This is a genomic window from Planktothricoides raciborskii GIHE-MW2 (genome assembly GCF_040564635.1).
Classification (GTDB): domain Bacteria; phylum Cyanobacteriota; class Cyanobacteriia; order Cyanobacteriales; family Laspinemataceae; genus Planktothricoides; species Planktothricoides raciborskii.
Window position 1 is genome coordinate 3,405,900 of sequence record NZ_CP159837.1, and the last position, 14,547, is coordinate 3,420,446.

At 43.8% G+C, this 14,547-nt stretch carries 18 protein-coding genes and 1 pseudogene; 8 read left to right on the plus strand and 11 right to left on the minus strand.

The window, feature by feature from the left end:
* Window positions 1-35: 35 nt before the first annotated feature.
* From ABWT76_RS14425 to ABWT76_RS14465, 9 genes are all read right to left on the minus strand, one after another.
* Window positions 36-1,550: an AAA family ATPase gene (locus ABWT76_RS14425; RefSeq protein WP_054464958.1), complete on the minus strand. Its 1,515-nt coding sequence runs from the start codon at window positions 1,548-1,550 to the stop codon at window positions 36-38.
* Between the two features lie 171 nt (window positions 1,551-1,721).
* A complete protein-coding gene (locus ABWT76_RS14430) occupies window positions 1,722-2,234 on the minus strand; it encodes a DUF177 domain-containing protein (RefSeq protein ID WP_054464957.1) in 513 nt (170 codons plus the stop codon).
* Between the two features lie 129 nt (window positions 2,235-2,363).
* Entirely contained in the window at window positions 2,364-2,837 is a 474-nt protein-coding gene (locus ABWT76_RS14435; protein ID WP_054464956.1) for a R3H domain-containing nucleic acid-binding protein, read from the minus strand.
* A gap of 8 nt (window positions 2,838-2,845) precedes the next feature.
* Complete coding sequence (yidC, locus tag ABWT76_RS14440; RefSeq protein ID WP_054464955.1) at window positions 2,846-3,991, minus strand: membrane protein insertase YidC; 1,146 nt, start codon at window positions 3,989-3,991, stop codon at window positions 2,846-2,848.
* 347 nt (window positions 3,992-4,338) lie between these two features.
* Complete coding sequence (locus ABWT76_RS14445) at window positions 4,339-4,731, minus strand: PH domain-containing protein (RefSeq protein WP_054464954.1); 393 nt, start codon at window positions 4,729-4,731, stop codon at window positions 4,339-4,341.
* Window positions 4,721-5,131: a ribonuclease P protein component gene (gene rnpA / locus ABWT76_RS14450; RefSeq protein ID WP_054465055.1), complete on the minus strand. Its 411-nt coding sequence runs from the start codon at window positions 5,129-5,131 to the stop codon at window positions 4,721-4,723. Before rnpA ends, ABWT76_RS14445 begins: the two co-directional genes overlap by 11 nt.
* 84 nt (window positions 5,132-5,215) lie before the next feature.
* On the minus strand, window positions 5,216-5,353 hold the full coding sequence (gene rpmH / locus ABWT76_RS14455; protein WP_072160654.1) for a 50S ribosomal protein L34: 138 nt from the start codon (window positions 5,351-5,353) through the stop codon (window positions 5,216-5,218).
* A 115-nt stretch (window positions 5,354-5,468) separates the two neighbouring features.
* Window positions 5,469-6,041, minus strand: a complete 573-nt coding sequence (locus ABWT76_RS14460; protein ID WP_054464953.1) for a DUF2808 domain-containing protein — start codon at window positions 6,039-6,041, stop codon at window positions 5,469-5,471.
* 19 nt (window positions 6,042-6,060) lie between these two features.
* The gene (locus tag ABWT76_RS14465) at window positions 6,061-6,195 is read right to left on the minus strand and encodes a hypothetical protein (RefSeq protein ID WP_255353151.1); all 135 of its coding nucleotides are present in this window, start codon (window positions 6,193-6,195) and stop codon (window positions 6,061-6,063) included.
* Between the two features lie 888 nt (window positions 6,196-7,083).
* On the opposite strand from ABWT76_RS14465, the gene ABWT76_RS14470 reads away from it, so the two are divergent.
* The 3 genes from ABWT76_RS14470 to ABWT76_RS14480 all read left to right on the plus strand — a co-directional run bounded on the left by ABWT76_RS14470 (window position 7,084) and on the right by ABWT76_RS14480 (window position 10,038).
* Window positions 7,084-8,229, plus strand: a complete 1,146-nt coding sequence (locus tag ABWT76_RS14470) for a Re/Si-specific NAD(P)(+) transhydrogenase subunit alpha (RefSeq protein ID WP_054464952.1) — start codon at window positions 7,084-7,086, stop codon at window positions 8,227-8,229.
* Window positions 8,230-8,332: 103 nt separating this feature from the next.
* Window positions 8,333-8,626: an NAD(P) transhydrogenase subunit alpha gene (locus tag ABWT76_RS14475; protein WP_190877673.1), complete on the plus strand. Its 294-nt coding sequence runs from the start codon at window positions 8,333-8,335 to the stop codon at window positions 8,624-8,626.
* A 5-nt stretch (window positions 8,627-8,631) separates the two neighbouring features.
* Window positions 8,632-10,038, plus strand: a complete 1,407-nt coding sequence (locus ABWT76_RS14480) for an NAD(P)(+) transhydrogenase (Re/Si-specific) subunit beta (RefSeq protein ID WP_354636415.1) — start codon at window positions 8,632-8,634, stop codon at window positions 10,036-10,038.
* 355 nt (window positions 10,039-10,393) lie between these two features.
* Here ABWT76_RS14480 and ABWT76_RS14485 read toward each other — a convergent pair whose 3' ends face one another.
* The gene (locus tag ABWT76_RS14485) at window positions 10,394-10,558 is read right to left on the minus strand and encodes a hypothetical protein (protein ID WP_156331536.1); all 165 of its coding nucleotides are present in this window, start codon (window positions 10,556-10,558) and stop codon (window positions 10,394-10,396) included.
* A gap of 46 nt (window positions 10,559-10,604) precedes the next feature.
* Between ABWT76_RS14485 and ABWT76_RS14490 the strand changes: the two genes are divergently transcribed.
* From ABWT76_RS14490 to ABWT76_RS14510, 5 genes and pseudogenes are all read left to right on the plus strand, one after another.
* Entirely contained in the window at window positions 10,605-10,802 is a 198-nt protein-coding gene (locus tag ABWT76_RS14490; protein WP_054464948.1) for a hypothetical protein, read from the plus strand.
* A gap of 223 nt (window positions 10,803-11,025) precedes the next feature.
* Complete coding sequence (locus ABWT76_RS14495; RefSeq protein ID WP_242049838.1) at window positions 11,026-11,154, plus strand: UPF0175 family protein; 129 nt, start codon at window positions 11,026-11,028, stop codon at window positions 11,152-11,154.
* A 413-nt stretch (window positions 11,155-11,567) separates the two neighbouring features.
* Window positions 11,568-11,789, plus strand: a complete 222-nt coding sequence (locus ABWT76_RS14500; RefSeq protein WP_054464947.1) for a hypothetical protein — start codon at window positions 11,568-11,570, stop codon at window positions 11,787-11,789.
* A 60-nt stretch (window positions 11,790-11,849) separates the two neighbouring features.
* Window positions 11,850-12,203, plus strand: coding sequence for a putative toxin-antitoxin system toxin component, PIN family (locus ABWT76_RS14505; RefSeq protein ID WP_199317284.1), 354 nt, complete (start codon window positions 11,850-11,852; stop codon window positions 12,201-12,203).
* 110 nt (window positions 12,204-12,313) lie between these two features.
* Window positions 12,314-12,496 (plus strand): annotated as a pseudogene (locus ABWT76_RS14510) (DNA-binding protein); the annotation flags it as partial.
* Window positions 12,497-13,016: 520 nt separating this feature from the next.
* On the opposite strand, the gene ABWT76_RS14515 reads toward ABWT76_RS14510, so the two are convergent.
* Window positions 13,017-14,387, minus strand: a complete 1,371-nt coding sequence (locus tag ABWT76_RS14515; RefSeq protein WP_054464945.1) for an NB-ARC domain-containing protein — start codon at window positions 14,385-14,387, stop codon at window positions 13,017-13,019.
* Between the last annotated feature and the right edge of the window lie 160 nt (window positions 14,388-14,547).

A 14,547-nucleotide genomic window follows, 5' to 3' on the forward strand; every position in this document is an offset into this window, starting at 1 on the left:
AGAAAATGCTCATCGCTATGCTATTTAAAATTAGGCTATTTTCGTTGACTTTGGATGCGAGAAGATAAACCACTGGATCGAGAAGCCAGACGAGCTTTGCCAGAAGCTGCCCAAGCTTGCAAAAATTCGATTTGTTCAGCGGCAGTTCGCGCCAAGGGAATAATCTGACTCACCGCTTCTAAAATATCATCATTGGTAAAATCACGGTTTTGACTAAATCCAATGTGCATGGCTTCAATCAGGGATTGCTCAATTTCTGCCCCTGAAAAATCAGGAGTTTCATAGGCAAGTCGATCCAAATCATAATTTTTTAAATTATGAGGGCGCAAGCGGGATAAATGCACCTCGAAGATAGCACGGCGCTCGTCTTGATGGGGCAAACCCACAAAAAATATTTCATCAAAACGGCCTTTGCGTAAGATTTCCGGGGGCAATGCTTGAATATTATTGGCTGTAGCCACCACGAAAACCGGAGAAGTTTTTTCCGCCAACCAGGTAATAAATGTACCAAAGACTCGACTGGTGGTGCCTGCATCCCCTTTACTCTCAAACCCCGCAAAGGCTTTGTCAATCTCATCAATCCATAAGATGCAGGGGGCTAAGGCTTCAGCCAGTTGAATCATTTGTCGAGTTCTGGATTCTGATTCACCGACTAAACCGCCAAATAGCCGACCGACATCCAGACGTAGTAACGGTAAATGCCAATGGTGGGCGATCGCCTTTGCGGTCAAAGATTTGCCCGTTCCTTGAATCCCCACCAACAGCAAACCTCTGGGATGAGGCAGACCATATTGTCTTGCTTGTTCCGAGAAAGCGCTGCCTCGTCGCAGCAACCATTCTTTCAGATTATCCAAACCACCAATATCAGAAATTTGTTCCGTGGCTGGATAGAATTCTAAAATTTGGGTTTGGCGAATAATTGTGCGTTTTTCTTGCAGAATTAATTCCAGATCATCTACTTCTAACTTGCCATGAGTGGCGATCGCCTTCGCCAATACCCGACGCACTCGTTCAATGGAAAGTCCCTGACAACATCTGACGATTTCATCGAGGGTATTCCGGGACAAAGATTCTCCCGTCGCCCCCAAAAGTCTTTGCACTTCTGCGGCAATTTCTGCTTGATTCGGCAAGGGAAATTCCAAAACCGTCAAAACTTCGCTTAACTCTTCGGGAATCGCTACTTCTGAAGAAATCAGCACCAAATTTTTCGGCTGAGATTTCAGCAGTTTCGCTAAATTGCGTAATTTGCGAGAAATCGCCACATCCTCTAAAAAACGGTGAAAATCTCGCAAAATAAAAATTGCTGGGGCGTTGCTTGGCAATTTTTCCACCAATTCTAAAGCTTGTAACGGATTGCGCTTGCCAAAACCCGTGTCATTGGGATTGCCCGTATAGCCATCCACAAAATCCCAGATATATACCCCTCGATTGCCTTGGTTTTTGGCAATTTGAGTAATGGTTTTTTCGACTCTTTCTTCTTCGCGAGTGGGAATATAAATCAACGGATATCTGGCTCGCAAAAGCAGTTCAAACTCATCACTAAATGTCATTGAATTTCACCCCTAATCAACACTTCAAACTTAATCAAACTTTAGAATTATTGAGCATTGTAGCCGGATTTAATTCTCTGAATATTTGCCCCCAAATACCCAAATATTTGCCTATAAATTTCCGGCAAATTCTGGAGATATGGATCTATTGTCTGTTTTTAGGGAGACTGCTTAGTTGGGAAATAGTTTTTTTAATTCTGCCAGAGATGCCCAACGGTGATCGATTGCAGGCGGTGCAGTCGGCGGTAAATAACTATCTGTTTGAATTCCTAAACAATTGGCATCACAAAGTTGGCGCGGTGGCAAGGCTAAACAAAGTTGTTCATAAACCCATTCTGTACATTCAAAATATCCGTGAGGGGACAAAGTTTCTACCAAATCTTCCAGGGCTGTTTCCCGTTCCAGGGGGCCTGTGTCTGGTTGATCGGCGGCTTCATCGAGCCAGATTAATTCAGACGTATCTACGGTTAATCGGTGATTATACTGTTGCAGACACCGATTGCAAGTCAGGGTGACAATGGTTTCCGCTTGAGCGAAAACTTCCAAATAGTTTCCTTGATGCTTCACGACGAGGGTGCCTTTGACGGGAGTCAAAGTTTCAAACTCTGAGAAAAACTCCTCAAACTGAATTTCCTCAGTTCGCTCAGGTGCGGTGGTCAGTTGAGGAATATAAATAGGCTCCATAGGGCTGTTGAAGAATTTTTTCTGTGAGTTGAGATTTGAGAGATTAATTGACTCTCAACTCTCCACTCAACTATTTATCCAGGATTTTAGAGGCATCATTGAATGATGGGGCGCTTGGAAGTAGCGCCCCTACCGTCGGTAAACGACCAAACGGCGATCGGGTTCTTGTCCGCGACTGTAGGTTTCCAAATCGTCGTATTCTTTCAATAAGTTATGAAGTTGGCGACGTTCGGCGGAGGAGAGTGATTTAATTTCAAACTCCTCCCCTGTTTCCCGAACATGAGCGACTGCATTGAGAGCAATAGCTTCGAGTTCCGCTTGGCGGTGAGATCGATAGTTATTCAATTCAATGGTATAAGCGGCTTGTTGATCCGGGGTTTGTCCCAGATTCAAAATTGTATTCGCTAGATATTGAATACTATCCAGGACAGAACCCTTGGCTCCGATCAGGATGTCAATTTGCTCTGGGGTCAGGTTGGTGTGATCAATGGTCAGCCAGTAGCAATCGGGTTTTTCTTCCGCGTGAACTTCCGTGGGACAAGCCGCAAGGGTTAACAGTTGCTTGAGCCACTGTTGACCTCGGTCAATGGGGCGATCGCTCATAATTTACCTTAAGCTTTTTTCTTAGAACGACCGGGTTCAAAAGGCAGTGATTGTCGTCCATCTTTAACCGCAGCGGATTTGGCTTCTGCATCCACGATTTTCTGGAGATTTTCTGGCAGAGGTTCGCGAGACAGAATAAAAGTTTGTGCGGTTTGGAAGATATTGGCAATCACCATATACATCAAAACTCCCGCAGGCAGAGGGAAGAACAAAAACATCCCGGAAAAGATCACCGGAGTGAGTTTATTCACCGTTGCTTGCTGAGAGTTATCGCTTGAACTTTGTCCTTGACCGGATAGAATTTGGTTGACATACAAGCTAATGCCAAAAAATAGCACCATGCCCACAATGTCCCAATGAATTGTGCCATCTTCCGCCGTGGCCCCAACCCGACCGAGAGCCTCAATAAACAGGAACCCTTGCTTAGATGCTAATCCAGGAATCGTCCCTTGAATCGTCACATCTCCCGGTTGCAGGGCTTCAATGGTGCCATCTTCAGACACCTTGACTCGTTCTTGACCTTTGATCACTTGCCAGGTCGGGGCAATGTCGCTGTCTGGATACTCCGCTAACAACTGTTGGAAAGGTTTACCCTCTACGGTTTGAAATTCAATTTTGGTTTTGTCACCCACTGCTAACTTATTGCCACTGGGCAGCAAAGCGGCGACTGGCGCATGGACGCTACCGGCTACATAAATATTTTGGGATGGGGTGGCAAAAGACTGAGGTTGAATTCGTTCAATTTGTTCTGAGGGAAAGATTTGCAGATTGACGGAGTAATTCACGTCAGAAAATGGCGATCCTCTCAGAGTGGCGAACAAGGCAAACAGCACGGGCATTTGCAGGAGGACTGGCAAACAACCAGAAAGAGGATTGCCATATTCCTGGTAAATTTTGCTCATTTCCTCCTGCTGTTTAGTCGGATTGTCTTTGTACCGCTCTTGAACTTCTTTGACTCGTTTCTGCATGAGTGGCTGGGCGACGCGCATTCGGCGCATACTGCGAATTGATCCCGCACTTAAGGGATAAAGCGCAAAGCGAATGACTAACGTCAAAGCGACGATCGCCAGACCATAGCTGGGAACGATCCCAAAGAATAAATCTAGGATCGGTAGCATGACGTTGTTGGAAAGAAACCCTACTCCAAAGTCCATTCTGTCTATATCAACCTAATACAATTATTGTTTTCAGACTATCTGTTTTCAGACTATAACCGAGTTAAATATTCGCTATCTTCAGCCGCAATAGGGGGGCTTGAGATAACTGGGTTTCTAGAAAAACCCTTGGGACTCGACTTAATCACTTAAGTTGGACTGTTCGTCGATGGAAAAAACTTGTTTTCTTCTGTGAATGATTGGCTGTAATCACATCTCCTGAAAAAGTTTCTTCAAAGAAGATAATTGCGTGATTGTTGGGGTTCTAAATCTGAAGTCAATTTAGAGTCTTCCGAGTTTTGGTGTTAACCTCCGCCGCTTGAAGCCCATTCAGGTGAATCAGCGAGTTATTTACCGATCGCACCACTGGCTGCACGGGCAGAGGCAGACAATTTATCATTCATATAATCGTAAACCTCTCGAAACTTAGGCAAGGCCCGCATTTCCAGACGAGAACCATCATTAAGTGTAATCACCATATCACCCCAGATGCCAAAGCCACGAGGTACGATGACGATTTTGCTAATTTCTGAGTACACCACGTCAGAGCGATCTCGGCCCATCCAGCCACCAATCACCGTCACCCGACGATTGGTAATCCGATAACGCAACCACAGCGCTCTGACAATAGCCCCAATGGTCAGCGGCAAGCCCACAATCGTCAACCCAAACAAAATGTTGACGATCAGATCCCCAATATGGGGGCGTCCTTCAAAGTACAATTCCTCTTTAATTCCCATTGAGTCCCTCCACTTGTGCCATTAACTGCTTTAATTTTTGCAGAAATTGTCGATAATTGCACTGTCTTGCCGGTGGCTGCACCACGACGACGATATCCCAACCCTCTGCTACTTGGGATAAGAGCGATCGCCAAGCTGCCCGAATTTGCCGCTTGATCCGATTGCGAACCACCGCTGTTTTGCTGACTTTTTGGCTCACGGAAATGCCAATGCGGGTCGGTACTACGCAGATATAGGATCCGTTGGATAAATTCGGGCTAGAGGACGGGACATCTTTGGTAAATCCATTGGTACGCTTTTTGGCGATCAATGTCAGGGTTCCGTCTGACCGACGAGTCCCAGATTTGTACACGGCAGTAAAATCGTGCCGATGCTTCAGTCGATTGACTTTGGGCAACACTTGGATGCTAGATAAGTTGCTTGGGTTGATTTCGCTTTGGATCGGCAACCCGATCGCGGGCCAATGGACAGTGAGAGGGACAGACTAAACAGCCAGCCGAACCCGTCCCTTGCTTCGGCGAGCTTTGATCACTTTTTGACCATTTTTGGTACGCATCCGAGCTCTAAAGCCAGAAACTCTTTTTCTTTTACGGCTAGTACCGCCCAAGGTACGCTTTGTCATCGCAGTTTCTCCGGGTTTACTTACTTAAGGATTAAAAATTCACAATTTTCAATTGTATCATTGAAAATTGTGAATCTGCGTCATTTATTTTGATTTAGCACTCTTTGAATCTGGTTTAATCAATTGCCACGACCCATGTGCCGATGTATTGGGGAAACTCTGCCCCCGTCAGGGTAGACACCCGACAGTTAAAGTTAAACATCCCGCCAAACACCGGATTCTTTACCCGGTCAAACACTAATTCGACATTGCTTCTAGGGGCAACTGGCTCGGTAAACTGGATTTGAATTGACCGACTTTCCGGATCCCAACTGACCAAGCAGGGAGCAGCGGATCTGTTATCTGAGGGATTGACTTGAGTGGTGGCGGATTTTTCTTGACATTGCAAGGTTTTCTCTTCATTGCCTACAACCACTTGCACTCGGTTGGTGTTGAATTGCCCTCGGTAGTGATTGGGATAGTCAATGCTAATCTGGGTGACCGGGGCATTGAGTTTATTACCGGGAATTTTTAATTCGTAGCGATCGCGCACATCAGCCTTGCCCCGGGCTAGATAATAATCCAGTTCATATCCTCTCTGGGGGCCGCCAAATAAGGTAAATCCTCCGGTAGTCTGGGCTAAGGTCAGTTCTGGCATCCCCACCCACGCACAACCGACAATCGCGAATACAGATAATAGCCGTTTCATAGATTCTCCTTCAAACCACTTATAAATAATAGAAATCGTACTTTCGTGTTGCTACGTCCGCTCCATCGCCATGACCTGATGTTCCGCGATCGGGATATGCGCGATCGGGATAGTTAAATCCACCACTGCACATAGCCACTGAGAAAATTTGCATCAAACCAGGTTTGCATCATCGGGGATTCTCAGGTTTTTGACTAGCTAGTCATGTTTTGGCGATCGATTTCCTGGATCTCAGTTAAATTTTAACAAACCTTAACACAAACCTGTGGAACTCTGATTAATTTTTGTCCCTTTAACGCTCCTCCTTGCTGCGGATGCTTATCAGAGACGACTAAGATGACAACTAAGATGACGACTAAGATGACGACTAAGATGACGACTAAGATGCCGCTGCGGTTTCTCTCACTCAGGCAGAGGCAAACCTCCTGGGGTTGTCTTTTGTTTCTTGAACATCCTAAAAGTCACCAATAGTAAAGATTTTCTAAGAAAATGGCCAGAAATATGCCCGGATCGTTTAGATTATTGAGTAGCTTATTGAGTAGCCACTTGCTCAGAGATTATGTTAAGATATCTTGACTTTTTGGCGTTTGACAAAAAAACATTACAGCAAAATTATCACAATTATCACAATTTTACGTGAAATTACGGAAAATCAAATTAATCAAACAGTTTTGCGAGGACCAATAGGGGCGATCAAATTATTAGGGATTGTCTAAAAGCTAGGCAGTAATACCACAAAATACCTAGAAAAACCTGCCAAAATATGGCTAAATCATCAAAAATTTTATTTGGTTGAATTGAAAATATTCTAGAATGTTGCTATAAAAAAAACGGGGGATTCGCCAATGACCCAAACAATCATATATACGGTTGAGTAAGTTGAGCAAGATGAAGCAATAATTAAGATTTGCTGATTAGTTGGTCAAAAAGTTTATTGGTTTGACCAATAAATTCCCCAGCAAAAAAATGATTTGGGTAGGAAAATTAAGGTGACTAATGAGAATTTGTCAGCCTCGTAAATCTCAGATATCTGGAGAAATTGATGAAAATAGCTGTGGCTAAAGAAATTGAAGTGGGCGAACGCCGGGTTGCTCTAGTTCCTGATGTGGTCGCTCGATTGGTCAAAAAAGGCATTGAGGTATTGGTGGCCAGTGGGGCAGGTGAGGGGTCATTCTTTAGCGATGATGCCTATACCGCTGTGGGGGCGAAAATTGTCTCTGACCCCAACCAACTTTGGGCTGAAGCTGATGCGATTTTGAAAGTGGCGCCGCCAAAAGAGTCAGAAGTTACTATGATGCGATCGGGTTCGGCGGTGGTCGGGTTCTTAAATCCTTTGGGTCAGCCAGAAATCGTGGAAAAATTAGCGGCTAAAGGCGTGACCTCATTTAGTATGGAACTGATTCCCCGGACTAGCCGCGCTCAAAGTATGGATGCGCTGTCTTCTCAAGCCGGGGTGGCAGGATATAAAGCGACGTTAATTGCCGCCGCCGCTGCTCCGAAGTTTTTCCCTATGTTGACCACCGCTGCGGGGACTATTCGCCCAGCTAAGGTGTTTGTGATGGGCGCAGGGGTGGCTGGGTTACAGGCGATCGCCACCGCCCGCCGTCTGGGTGCCGTGGTGGAAGCGTTTGATATTCGTCCGGCAGTGAAAGAAGAAGTGCAAAGCTTGGGCGCCAGATTTGTGGAAATTAAGCTGGAAGAAGATACGGTGGCGGAAGGTGGCTACGCTAAGGAAATTTCCGAGGAGTCCAAGAAACGGACTCAAGCGTTGGTGGCTGATACCGTGGCCGCTGCGGATGTGGTGATTACCACCGCCCAGGTTCCAGGCCGAAAAGCGCCGGTTTTGGTGACGGCAGACATGGTGGCCAAAATGAAACCAGGGGCGGTGATTGTTGATTTGGCGGCGGAACAAGGGGGCAACTGTGACCTGACCCAAGCGGGTAAAGATGTGGTTCATAACGGTGTGACTATCATTGGGCCGATTAATTTACCCGCATCGATGCCCGTTCACGCCAGTCAAATGTATGCCAAGAATATATCCACGTTGATAGAACTGATGCTGGACAAGGGCGAATTTAAGCTGAATTTTGAAGACGATATTATTGATGCCACTTGTGTGACCCACGCTGGGGAGATTCGCAATCAACGAGTCCGCGATGCCCTGGAATCTCTGAAAGCTAAGGTTTAAAGGGTTATTAGTGATTGGTTAAAAGGTTATTTGGCCTGAACCAGCAACCAACAACCAACAACCAACAACCAACAACCAACAATTAAAGGAGTTTTCTGAATTTATGGCTGAAGCCTTGATATCCGCTTTATTTGTGTTTGTGCTGGCAACGTTTGCCGGATTTGAGGTGATTACTAAGGTTCCCCCAACCCTACATACCCCGTTGATGTCTGGATCTAATGCCATCTCTGGAATTGCCGTATTAGGGGCGATCATTATCGCTGGTGACAAAGATTGGAGTGTCACCGTGATTTTGGGATTGATTGGGGTCGTGTTTGCCACCATTAACGTGGTGGGTGGTTTCCTGGTGACTGACCGGATGTTGCAAATGTTTAAGAAAAAAGAGGTGAAGGCATGAACAGTATGACAGCATTTGTGCCAACTGGAATACAGATAACCTATTTGGTGGCTACGTCATTGTTTTTCTTCGGATTAAAACAACTAGGTTCTCCGGCTACGGCTCGGAATGGTAATTTGTTGGCATCGGTGGGAATGTTGCTGGCGATCGTGGCAACACTATTAGATAGGCAGGTACTCAACTATCAGATGATTCTGATTGCGATCGCTATTGGTTCGGCGATCGGGGCGATCATCGCGCAGAAAGTGGCCATGACGGAAATGCCCCAAATGGTCGGTCTGTTAAACGGCTTTGGGGGTGCTGCCTCCTCCCTGGTGGCGGTGGGAGAATTTTGGAAGTATTACAGCAGCTTTGATAATCCACCCCTGGATACCACCATCACCGCTTTACTGGGTGTGTTAATCGGTGGCGTCACTTTCACGGGTTCTCTGATTGCCTTTGCCAAACTGCAAGGGATTATGAGTGGTTCTCCCATTCTGTTCCCTGCCCAGCAAGTCGTTAACGGCTTACTATTAGGCGGATTTGTGGTTGGTAGTATCTACATCTGCATTCATCCCTTGAATACTCCCGTATTTCTCACCTTGACCGTCATTTCCTTAGTATTAGGGGTGATGTTCGTGATCCCTATTGGTGGCGGGGATATGCCCGTGGTGATTTCTCTGCTTAACTCCTTCTCTGGGTTAGCGGGATCTGCCGCTGGTTTCGTGGTGATGAACAATATGCTGATCATTGCCGGTGCCTTGGTGGGCGCTTCGGGGATTATCCTCACGGTGATTATGTGTAAGGCCATGAACCGATCGCTGACCAATGTGTTATTTGCTGGATTTGGTACTGGGGAAGGTGGCGGTGCGGCTGCCAGTACAAGTGCTACAGCGGATATGACGGTTCACAGTATCGACCCAGAAGAAAGCGCCATGATGTTGGGTTATGCCCGGTCTGTGGTGATTGTGCCTGGATATGGCATGGCGGTAGCTCAAGCACAGCATACGGTCCGGGAGTTGGCTGACCAGTTGGAACGCCTGGGGGTAGAGGTAAAATATGCCATTCACCCGGTGGCCGGTCGGATGCCCGGACACATGAACGTGCTGCTGGCAGAGGCGAATGTGCCTTATGAGCAGTTGTACGATATGGAAGATATTAATTCCGAGTTCGATCGCACTGATGTGGCGTTGGTAATTGGCGCTAATGATGTGGTCAACCCAGCGGCACGGGAAAATCCCAGTAGCCCGATTTATGGGATGCCGATTTTAGATGTGGATAAGGCTGCCCATACGATCGTGATTAAGCGCAGTATGAATACGGGCTTTGCCGGGATTGAGAATGAGTTGTTTTACAAGGATAAGACGATGATGCTGTTTGGCAGCGCCAAGGATATGGTGGCCAAAATTGTTAGTGAGGTGAAGCAGCTTTAATTATATAGCATCAACTTTAATTGATTCTGGTTTCTAGGCTCTGCCTCCTGTAGCTAATCGCTCACAGCTAACAGCAACAGGAGGCAGAGCTTTCTATTGGCATTAGCTTAATTAAAGATATGAGTAGAATCAAAATTTTTTAAATGTTTCAAATTACAGCAATTTTCTATTGAATCTACCACAAACACCTGTAGGGGCAAAGCATTCCGGCAGATAATTTATTACTTAGAATATTGTACGGGCCCGCGCATTTCGGCAGTGTAGGGGCGAATGGCCATTCGCCCCTACTGCTTATAACACTAAATGGACTGCCGAAATGCGCGGACCCCTACGGAATGCTTCGCCCTACCGTGGTTCAGTAATCTGAAAACCGCTGTAAATTAGAAGTGCGATCGCGGATGGGATAGTGGATGTGATCGCGGATTGGCAGCGGATGGGATGCGGATTGGCAGCGGATGGGATGCGGATTGGCAGCGGATGGGATGCGATCGCTTTTATGGCTGTATTCAGGATAAAACATTCGTCCGACATCTATAGTCAGAACCAGCAGAAAGAGAAACTTTTTGATGGTTTACCTACTAGATAATACAGCAATTTTCTATTGGGTAAACTACAAAATCCAGCATATTTTAGAATGTATCGATCACATCCAAGACTATACACAAAATGGCAAGGATAGTTTGATCAATGAATCTTTGGTGATGGAGTTTTGCGTCGCTGGCAAACAATGGCTGAATCCACACAGCGACTCTCAGATGATTTAATTTGACTTATTGAGGATGATTTCGGGCGATCGCGCATTTTCTACCCCTCTACCCCTGGCAATGGCGAATCAATTGATGTCATAATTGTTGATATCTCTAAAATTAATCTAAAATTAAATTGGGCTTTTGTGAGCATTACTGTATTATTCCCGGAAGAATTATTAGTAGCGACGCGAGAAGACCCGGATACGTTTTCTCGGAAAGTCACAATCTATAGGGTCACTTGTACGCAGAAGGGAAAATCTCATCAGGGTTTGGTGCCCAAATTTTAGGCTGTAACCGCCTAGAATTTTATCGACTTATGAGTGAACATGGCTTTGCGGCGATCGACTATAGCGAAGAAGAATTATAAATTGAGGCTAAAACCAGTCGAAAAATTGCCACAAAGGTGAAATAATCGTGAAAAAATAATCGTGAAAGTTGTTGTCAATATCTTAGGCTACTGCTATAATTGAAGTGGCGTTAAATGGTAGTCAGCAGCCCAATCAAGTAAAATTGAGGATCAAATCATCAAATGCCTATAACTTTGATCGCCAGGAGGTTTATCTTATGAAAAATTTAGTTCATAAAATTATGGCAAGTGGGTTTTATTGCTACCAACCGCATCTGATTGGAGGATACCGGCTTTGAAATAGTCTTTTCGCTCTCATCAAAATCGATTGAAAGATGCAATGAAAAGATAATTACAGCGGATTGTATATTAATCTGCTGTATAAATCAACTTGGTACAATTAAAAATATTCTTGATCTAAATCTTAACCAACGATGGAAACAATTACTATTCCAGTTGACCCAGCAATTGCCAAAGCTTACCGAGAAGCTGACCCGGAAAAACAGCAAAAAATTGCCATGTTTCTCAATGTCATGCTCAAAAAAACACTCAATAAAAGACCATTGATAGAAATTATGGAAGATGTCAGTCAACAAGCGATCGCTAATGGAATAACTCCAGAAATTTTAGAATCTATTCTCAATGATGAAGACTAAACGAATTGTTATTGATACTAATGTAATAGTAAGTGCTTTAATTTTTCAAAATCTACTACTATGCAAGTTTTTAGGGTAGCAAAAGAAAAGGGAGTGCTTCTAATTTATGATGATATTTTTTCGGAACTCATTGATGTATTGAGCCGTCAAAAATTTGACCGTTATCTATCCAGAGAAATTCGTGAAGATTTTCTAGCGAGCTTATTTACGGAAGCAGAAATCATAAAAATTGATGAAAAAATTGAGGTTTGTCGAGATTCAAAAGACAATAAATTTTTAGAAGTTGCAGTTAATGGAAATGCCACTCATATTATCACGGGAGATGGAGACTTATTAGAATTGCACCCGTTTCGAGGTATTTCTATTTTAACCCCACGCCAATTTTTAGAGGTTATTGGAGAATTACAGCCATGAGATTAACCCCACAAATTTCCGATTTGTCAAACTGATTATTTTCTTCAATAATTCTTGATTTTCAATCTCAAATTGATCAATAGGTTCGGTTAGCGATAGGGTAGCCCAACGATGCTTTACACATCGCACTAGCAACTGTCTATAGCTTAGATTATCTGTTAACGTGGAACTGCAAACACATGGCAAATGCTCAAATTCAGCGGAAACTAGCTAACATCAGTTCCGATCTGGGTTATGTACTGCCTGTAATTTGCACTCCCTATGAGCTAATCGGGTATAATTCAGAGGTTTAGTTATGTACAAAAATGAAATTCTTGATGAAATTTACAGACACAGGGAAGAATACGCTCGCTCGTTTCATTATGATTTAAGAGCTATTTTCAATGACTTGAAACAAAAGGAGCTAGTTCATCAAGATAGACTTGTAAGAATTCCTATCAAACGCAGGTCTAACAATAAGCTGCACCCGACCGCAGGATTATCCGATTAAACCGCAAAATTTCTAGCAGCGGGTAAGCTTGACCGTTAGCTGGCTTCGGTAACGGGTGTTGACGGTAGAAATTTTAGACTCTATTCTCAATGATGAAGACTAAACGAATTGTCATTGATACTAATGTCATAGTAAGTGCTTTAATTTTTTCTAAATCCACTACTATACATCAATACCCTCGATACCAACCAAGTCAATGGGGTTATACCTGATTGACTTGGTTGAGGCGAAAGAAATCAGAATATCCAAGATTGCCTCTGAGATCAAATGTGGGATTTCATAACTCGATCGCGATTTACCAGACCTGAATTAGACTTGCTAGGTTAAGAAAAATGGAAATTTTTTATATATTCTTCAAATACTGGCAACAAAGTGAATAATATTTCATCTGAATCGACTTGACTTAATAGATATCGTCTACTCAAAGACTGTAACCCATTGACAAGTTCCAAAGAAGACAAGTTTAAAGATTTTCTTAAATCATCTCTGGAAATCGGGGCTTTTGCCCGACTCATCTCTAAACTGATTTCTTGTTCCACCGGAGATAGCCTCATCCACAAGGTATCCCAAAGCAGTTTCATATCTTCGGGAAAAATTAAACTATCCTCAGCCATCAACTCATCGACGCGACCTGAGAAAACTTCTTTAATCAAACTAGAGATAGATTGCAAATATAAAGGATTTCCTTGATAAAGGTTGCTTAACTCAAGTAAATTTTCTTGACGAGGTAATCCCTGATATTGGAGAAAGTTTCCACCGTCAGCATCTAACCCTCCTAGTTCTAAAGATTTCTTCGGATATAACTCAGCATCCAAAGATATCATCTCTGGCGATTTTTCTTGACTCATCAGGATTAAACAACTTTGATGTGCAATCTCAGCCATCATTTTGAAAAACGTTTTATAGTCTGTATATTCAGGTTTATACTGTCCCGCGAATTGTCCAGGGATAAACAGATTTTGTACATCATCAAAAACCAGCAAACATCGGCGATCGGATAACAGTTCAAATACTTGATTAATCTGTTCATCAAGCCCTAGACTCTTTTCCGTTTCTTGGTTGAAAGTTGCCAAAATATCATGCAGCAGATGAGTTAGGGCTTTCGGAAATTTCAGACTTTTCCAAATGACTGCATCAAACTGTGGCGAATGTAGGTCAATAAATCGCTTCACCAGCGTTGTTTTGCCAATACCACTTAATCCCAACACTGCCATAAGACGAGTGGGTTGATTCAAAATATACTCAGAAAGTTTTTCCAGTTCTTCCCTGCGTCCTTCAAAGTGAGTAATCTTTGGGGCTAGTGCTAAATCTATAGAATATTTTACACCAGCTTGAGTGCTTGAAGAAGAATTTTTCTGCTGTTTATCTGATGTTTCTGGACATAAAGTAAAGTGGCTATAAATTCCTAATCCAACTAACTGAGACGAATTAATTGGGATATGCAACCTTTCAATTGTTGCCCGAAAATTAGATTTATTTATCTCTTCTGATAACCGTTCTGACAAAATTTGCCACAGCTTATAGCCCACATCCCTAACCCGACTCTCACTGCGATGACATTCTTGGGCAATTTTTTCATAACTTTCCCCTTGCCAAACCCCTTTTACCACAGCCTTTTGAATGTCATCTAAGTGTTTTCCCGTTTCGGCAAAGACGAGGCGATCGGCAAATTGTAACACTTCTGTAATAATCATACAGCTAAGATGGGGTAAGGGTTTCCGCCATTATAACTCACTCCGACACGGCATCGCACGATATTTCACGATTTTGCTTGAAATATTTCTTAACCAAAATCAGGATAAAATAGGACATTTTAGTATGGCTAGAACTGATTTTATTTTCAATATTGGAAAG

Excerpts from the sequence above, each read along its gene's own strand:
- ABWT76_RS14425 (WP_054464958.1), bottom strand. The coding sequence starts at position 1,550 with ATGACATTTAGTGATGAGTTTGAACTGCTTTTGCGAGCCAGATATCCG.
- ABWT76_RS14430 (WP_054464957.1), bottom strand. The coding sequence starts at position 2,234 with ATGGAGCCTATTTATATTCCTCAACTGACCACCGCACCTGAGCGAACT.
- ABWT76_RS14435 (WP_054464956.1), bottom strand. The coding sequence starts at position 2,837 with ATGAGCGATCGCCCCATTGACCGAGGTCAACAGTGGCTCAAGCAACTG.
- yidC (WP_054464955.1), bottom strand. The coding sequence starts at position 3,991 with ATGGACTTTGGAGTAGGGTTTCTTTCCAACAACGTCATGCTACCGATC.
- ABWT76_RS14445 (WP_054464954.1), bottom strand. The coding sequence starts at position 4,731 with ATGGGAATTAAAGAGGAATTGTACTTTGAAGGACGCCCCCATATTGGG.
- rpmH (WP_072160654.1), bottom strand. The coding sequence starts at position 5,353 with ATGACAAAGCGTACCTTGGGCGGTACTAGCCGTAAAAGAAAAAGAGTT.
- ABWT76_RS14460 (WP_054464953.1), bottom strand. The coding sequence starts at position 6,041 with ATGAAACGGCTATTATCTGTATTCGCGATTGTCGGTTGTGCGTGGGTG.
- ABWT76_RS14465 (WP_255353151.1), bottom strand. The coding sequence starts at position 6,195 with ATGCAAATTTTCTCAGTGGCTATGTGCAGTGGTGGATTTAACTATCCC.
- ABWT76_RS14470 (WP_054464952.1), top strand. The coding sequence starts at position 7,084 with ATGAAAATAGCTGTGGCTAAAGAAATTGAAGTGGGCGAACGCCGGGTT.
- ABWT76_RS14475 (WP_190877673.1), top strand. The coding sequence starts at position 8,333 with ATGGCTGAAGCCTTGATATCCGCTTTATTTGTGTTTGTGCTGGCAACG.
- ABWT76_RS14480 (WP_354636415.1), top strand. The coding sequence starts at position 8,632 with ATGACAGCATTTGTGCCAACTGGAATACAGATAACCTATTTGGTGGCT.
- ABWT76_RS14485 (WP_156331536.1), bottom strand. The coding sequence starts at position 10,558 with ATGTTTTATCCTGAATACAGCCATAAAAGCGATCGCATCCCATCCGCT.
- ABWT76_RS14490 (WP_054464948.1), top strand. The coding sequence starts at position 10,605 with ATGGTTTACCTACTAGATAATACAGCAATTTTCTATTGGGTAAACTAC.
- ABWT76_RS14500 (WP_054464947.1), top strand. The coding sequence starts at position 11,568 with ATGGAAACAATTACTATTCCAGTTGACCCAGCAATTGCCAAAGCTTAC.
- ABWT76_RS14505 (WP_199317284.1), top strand. The coding sequence starts at position 11,850 with ATGCAAGTTTTTAGGGTAGCAAAAGAAAAGGGAGTGCTTCTAATTTAT.
- ABWT76_RS14515 (WP_054464945.1), bottom strand. The coding sequence starts at position 14,387 with ATGATTATTACAGAAGTGTTACAATTTGCCGATCGCCTCGTCTTTGCC.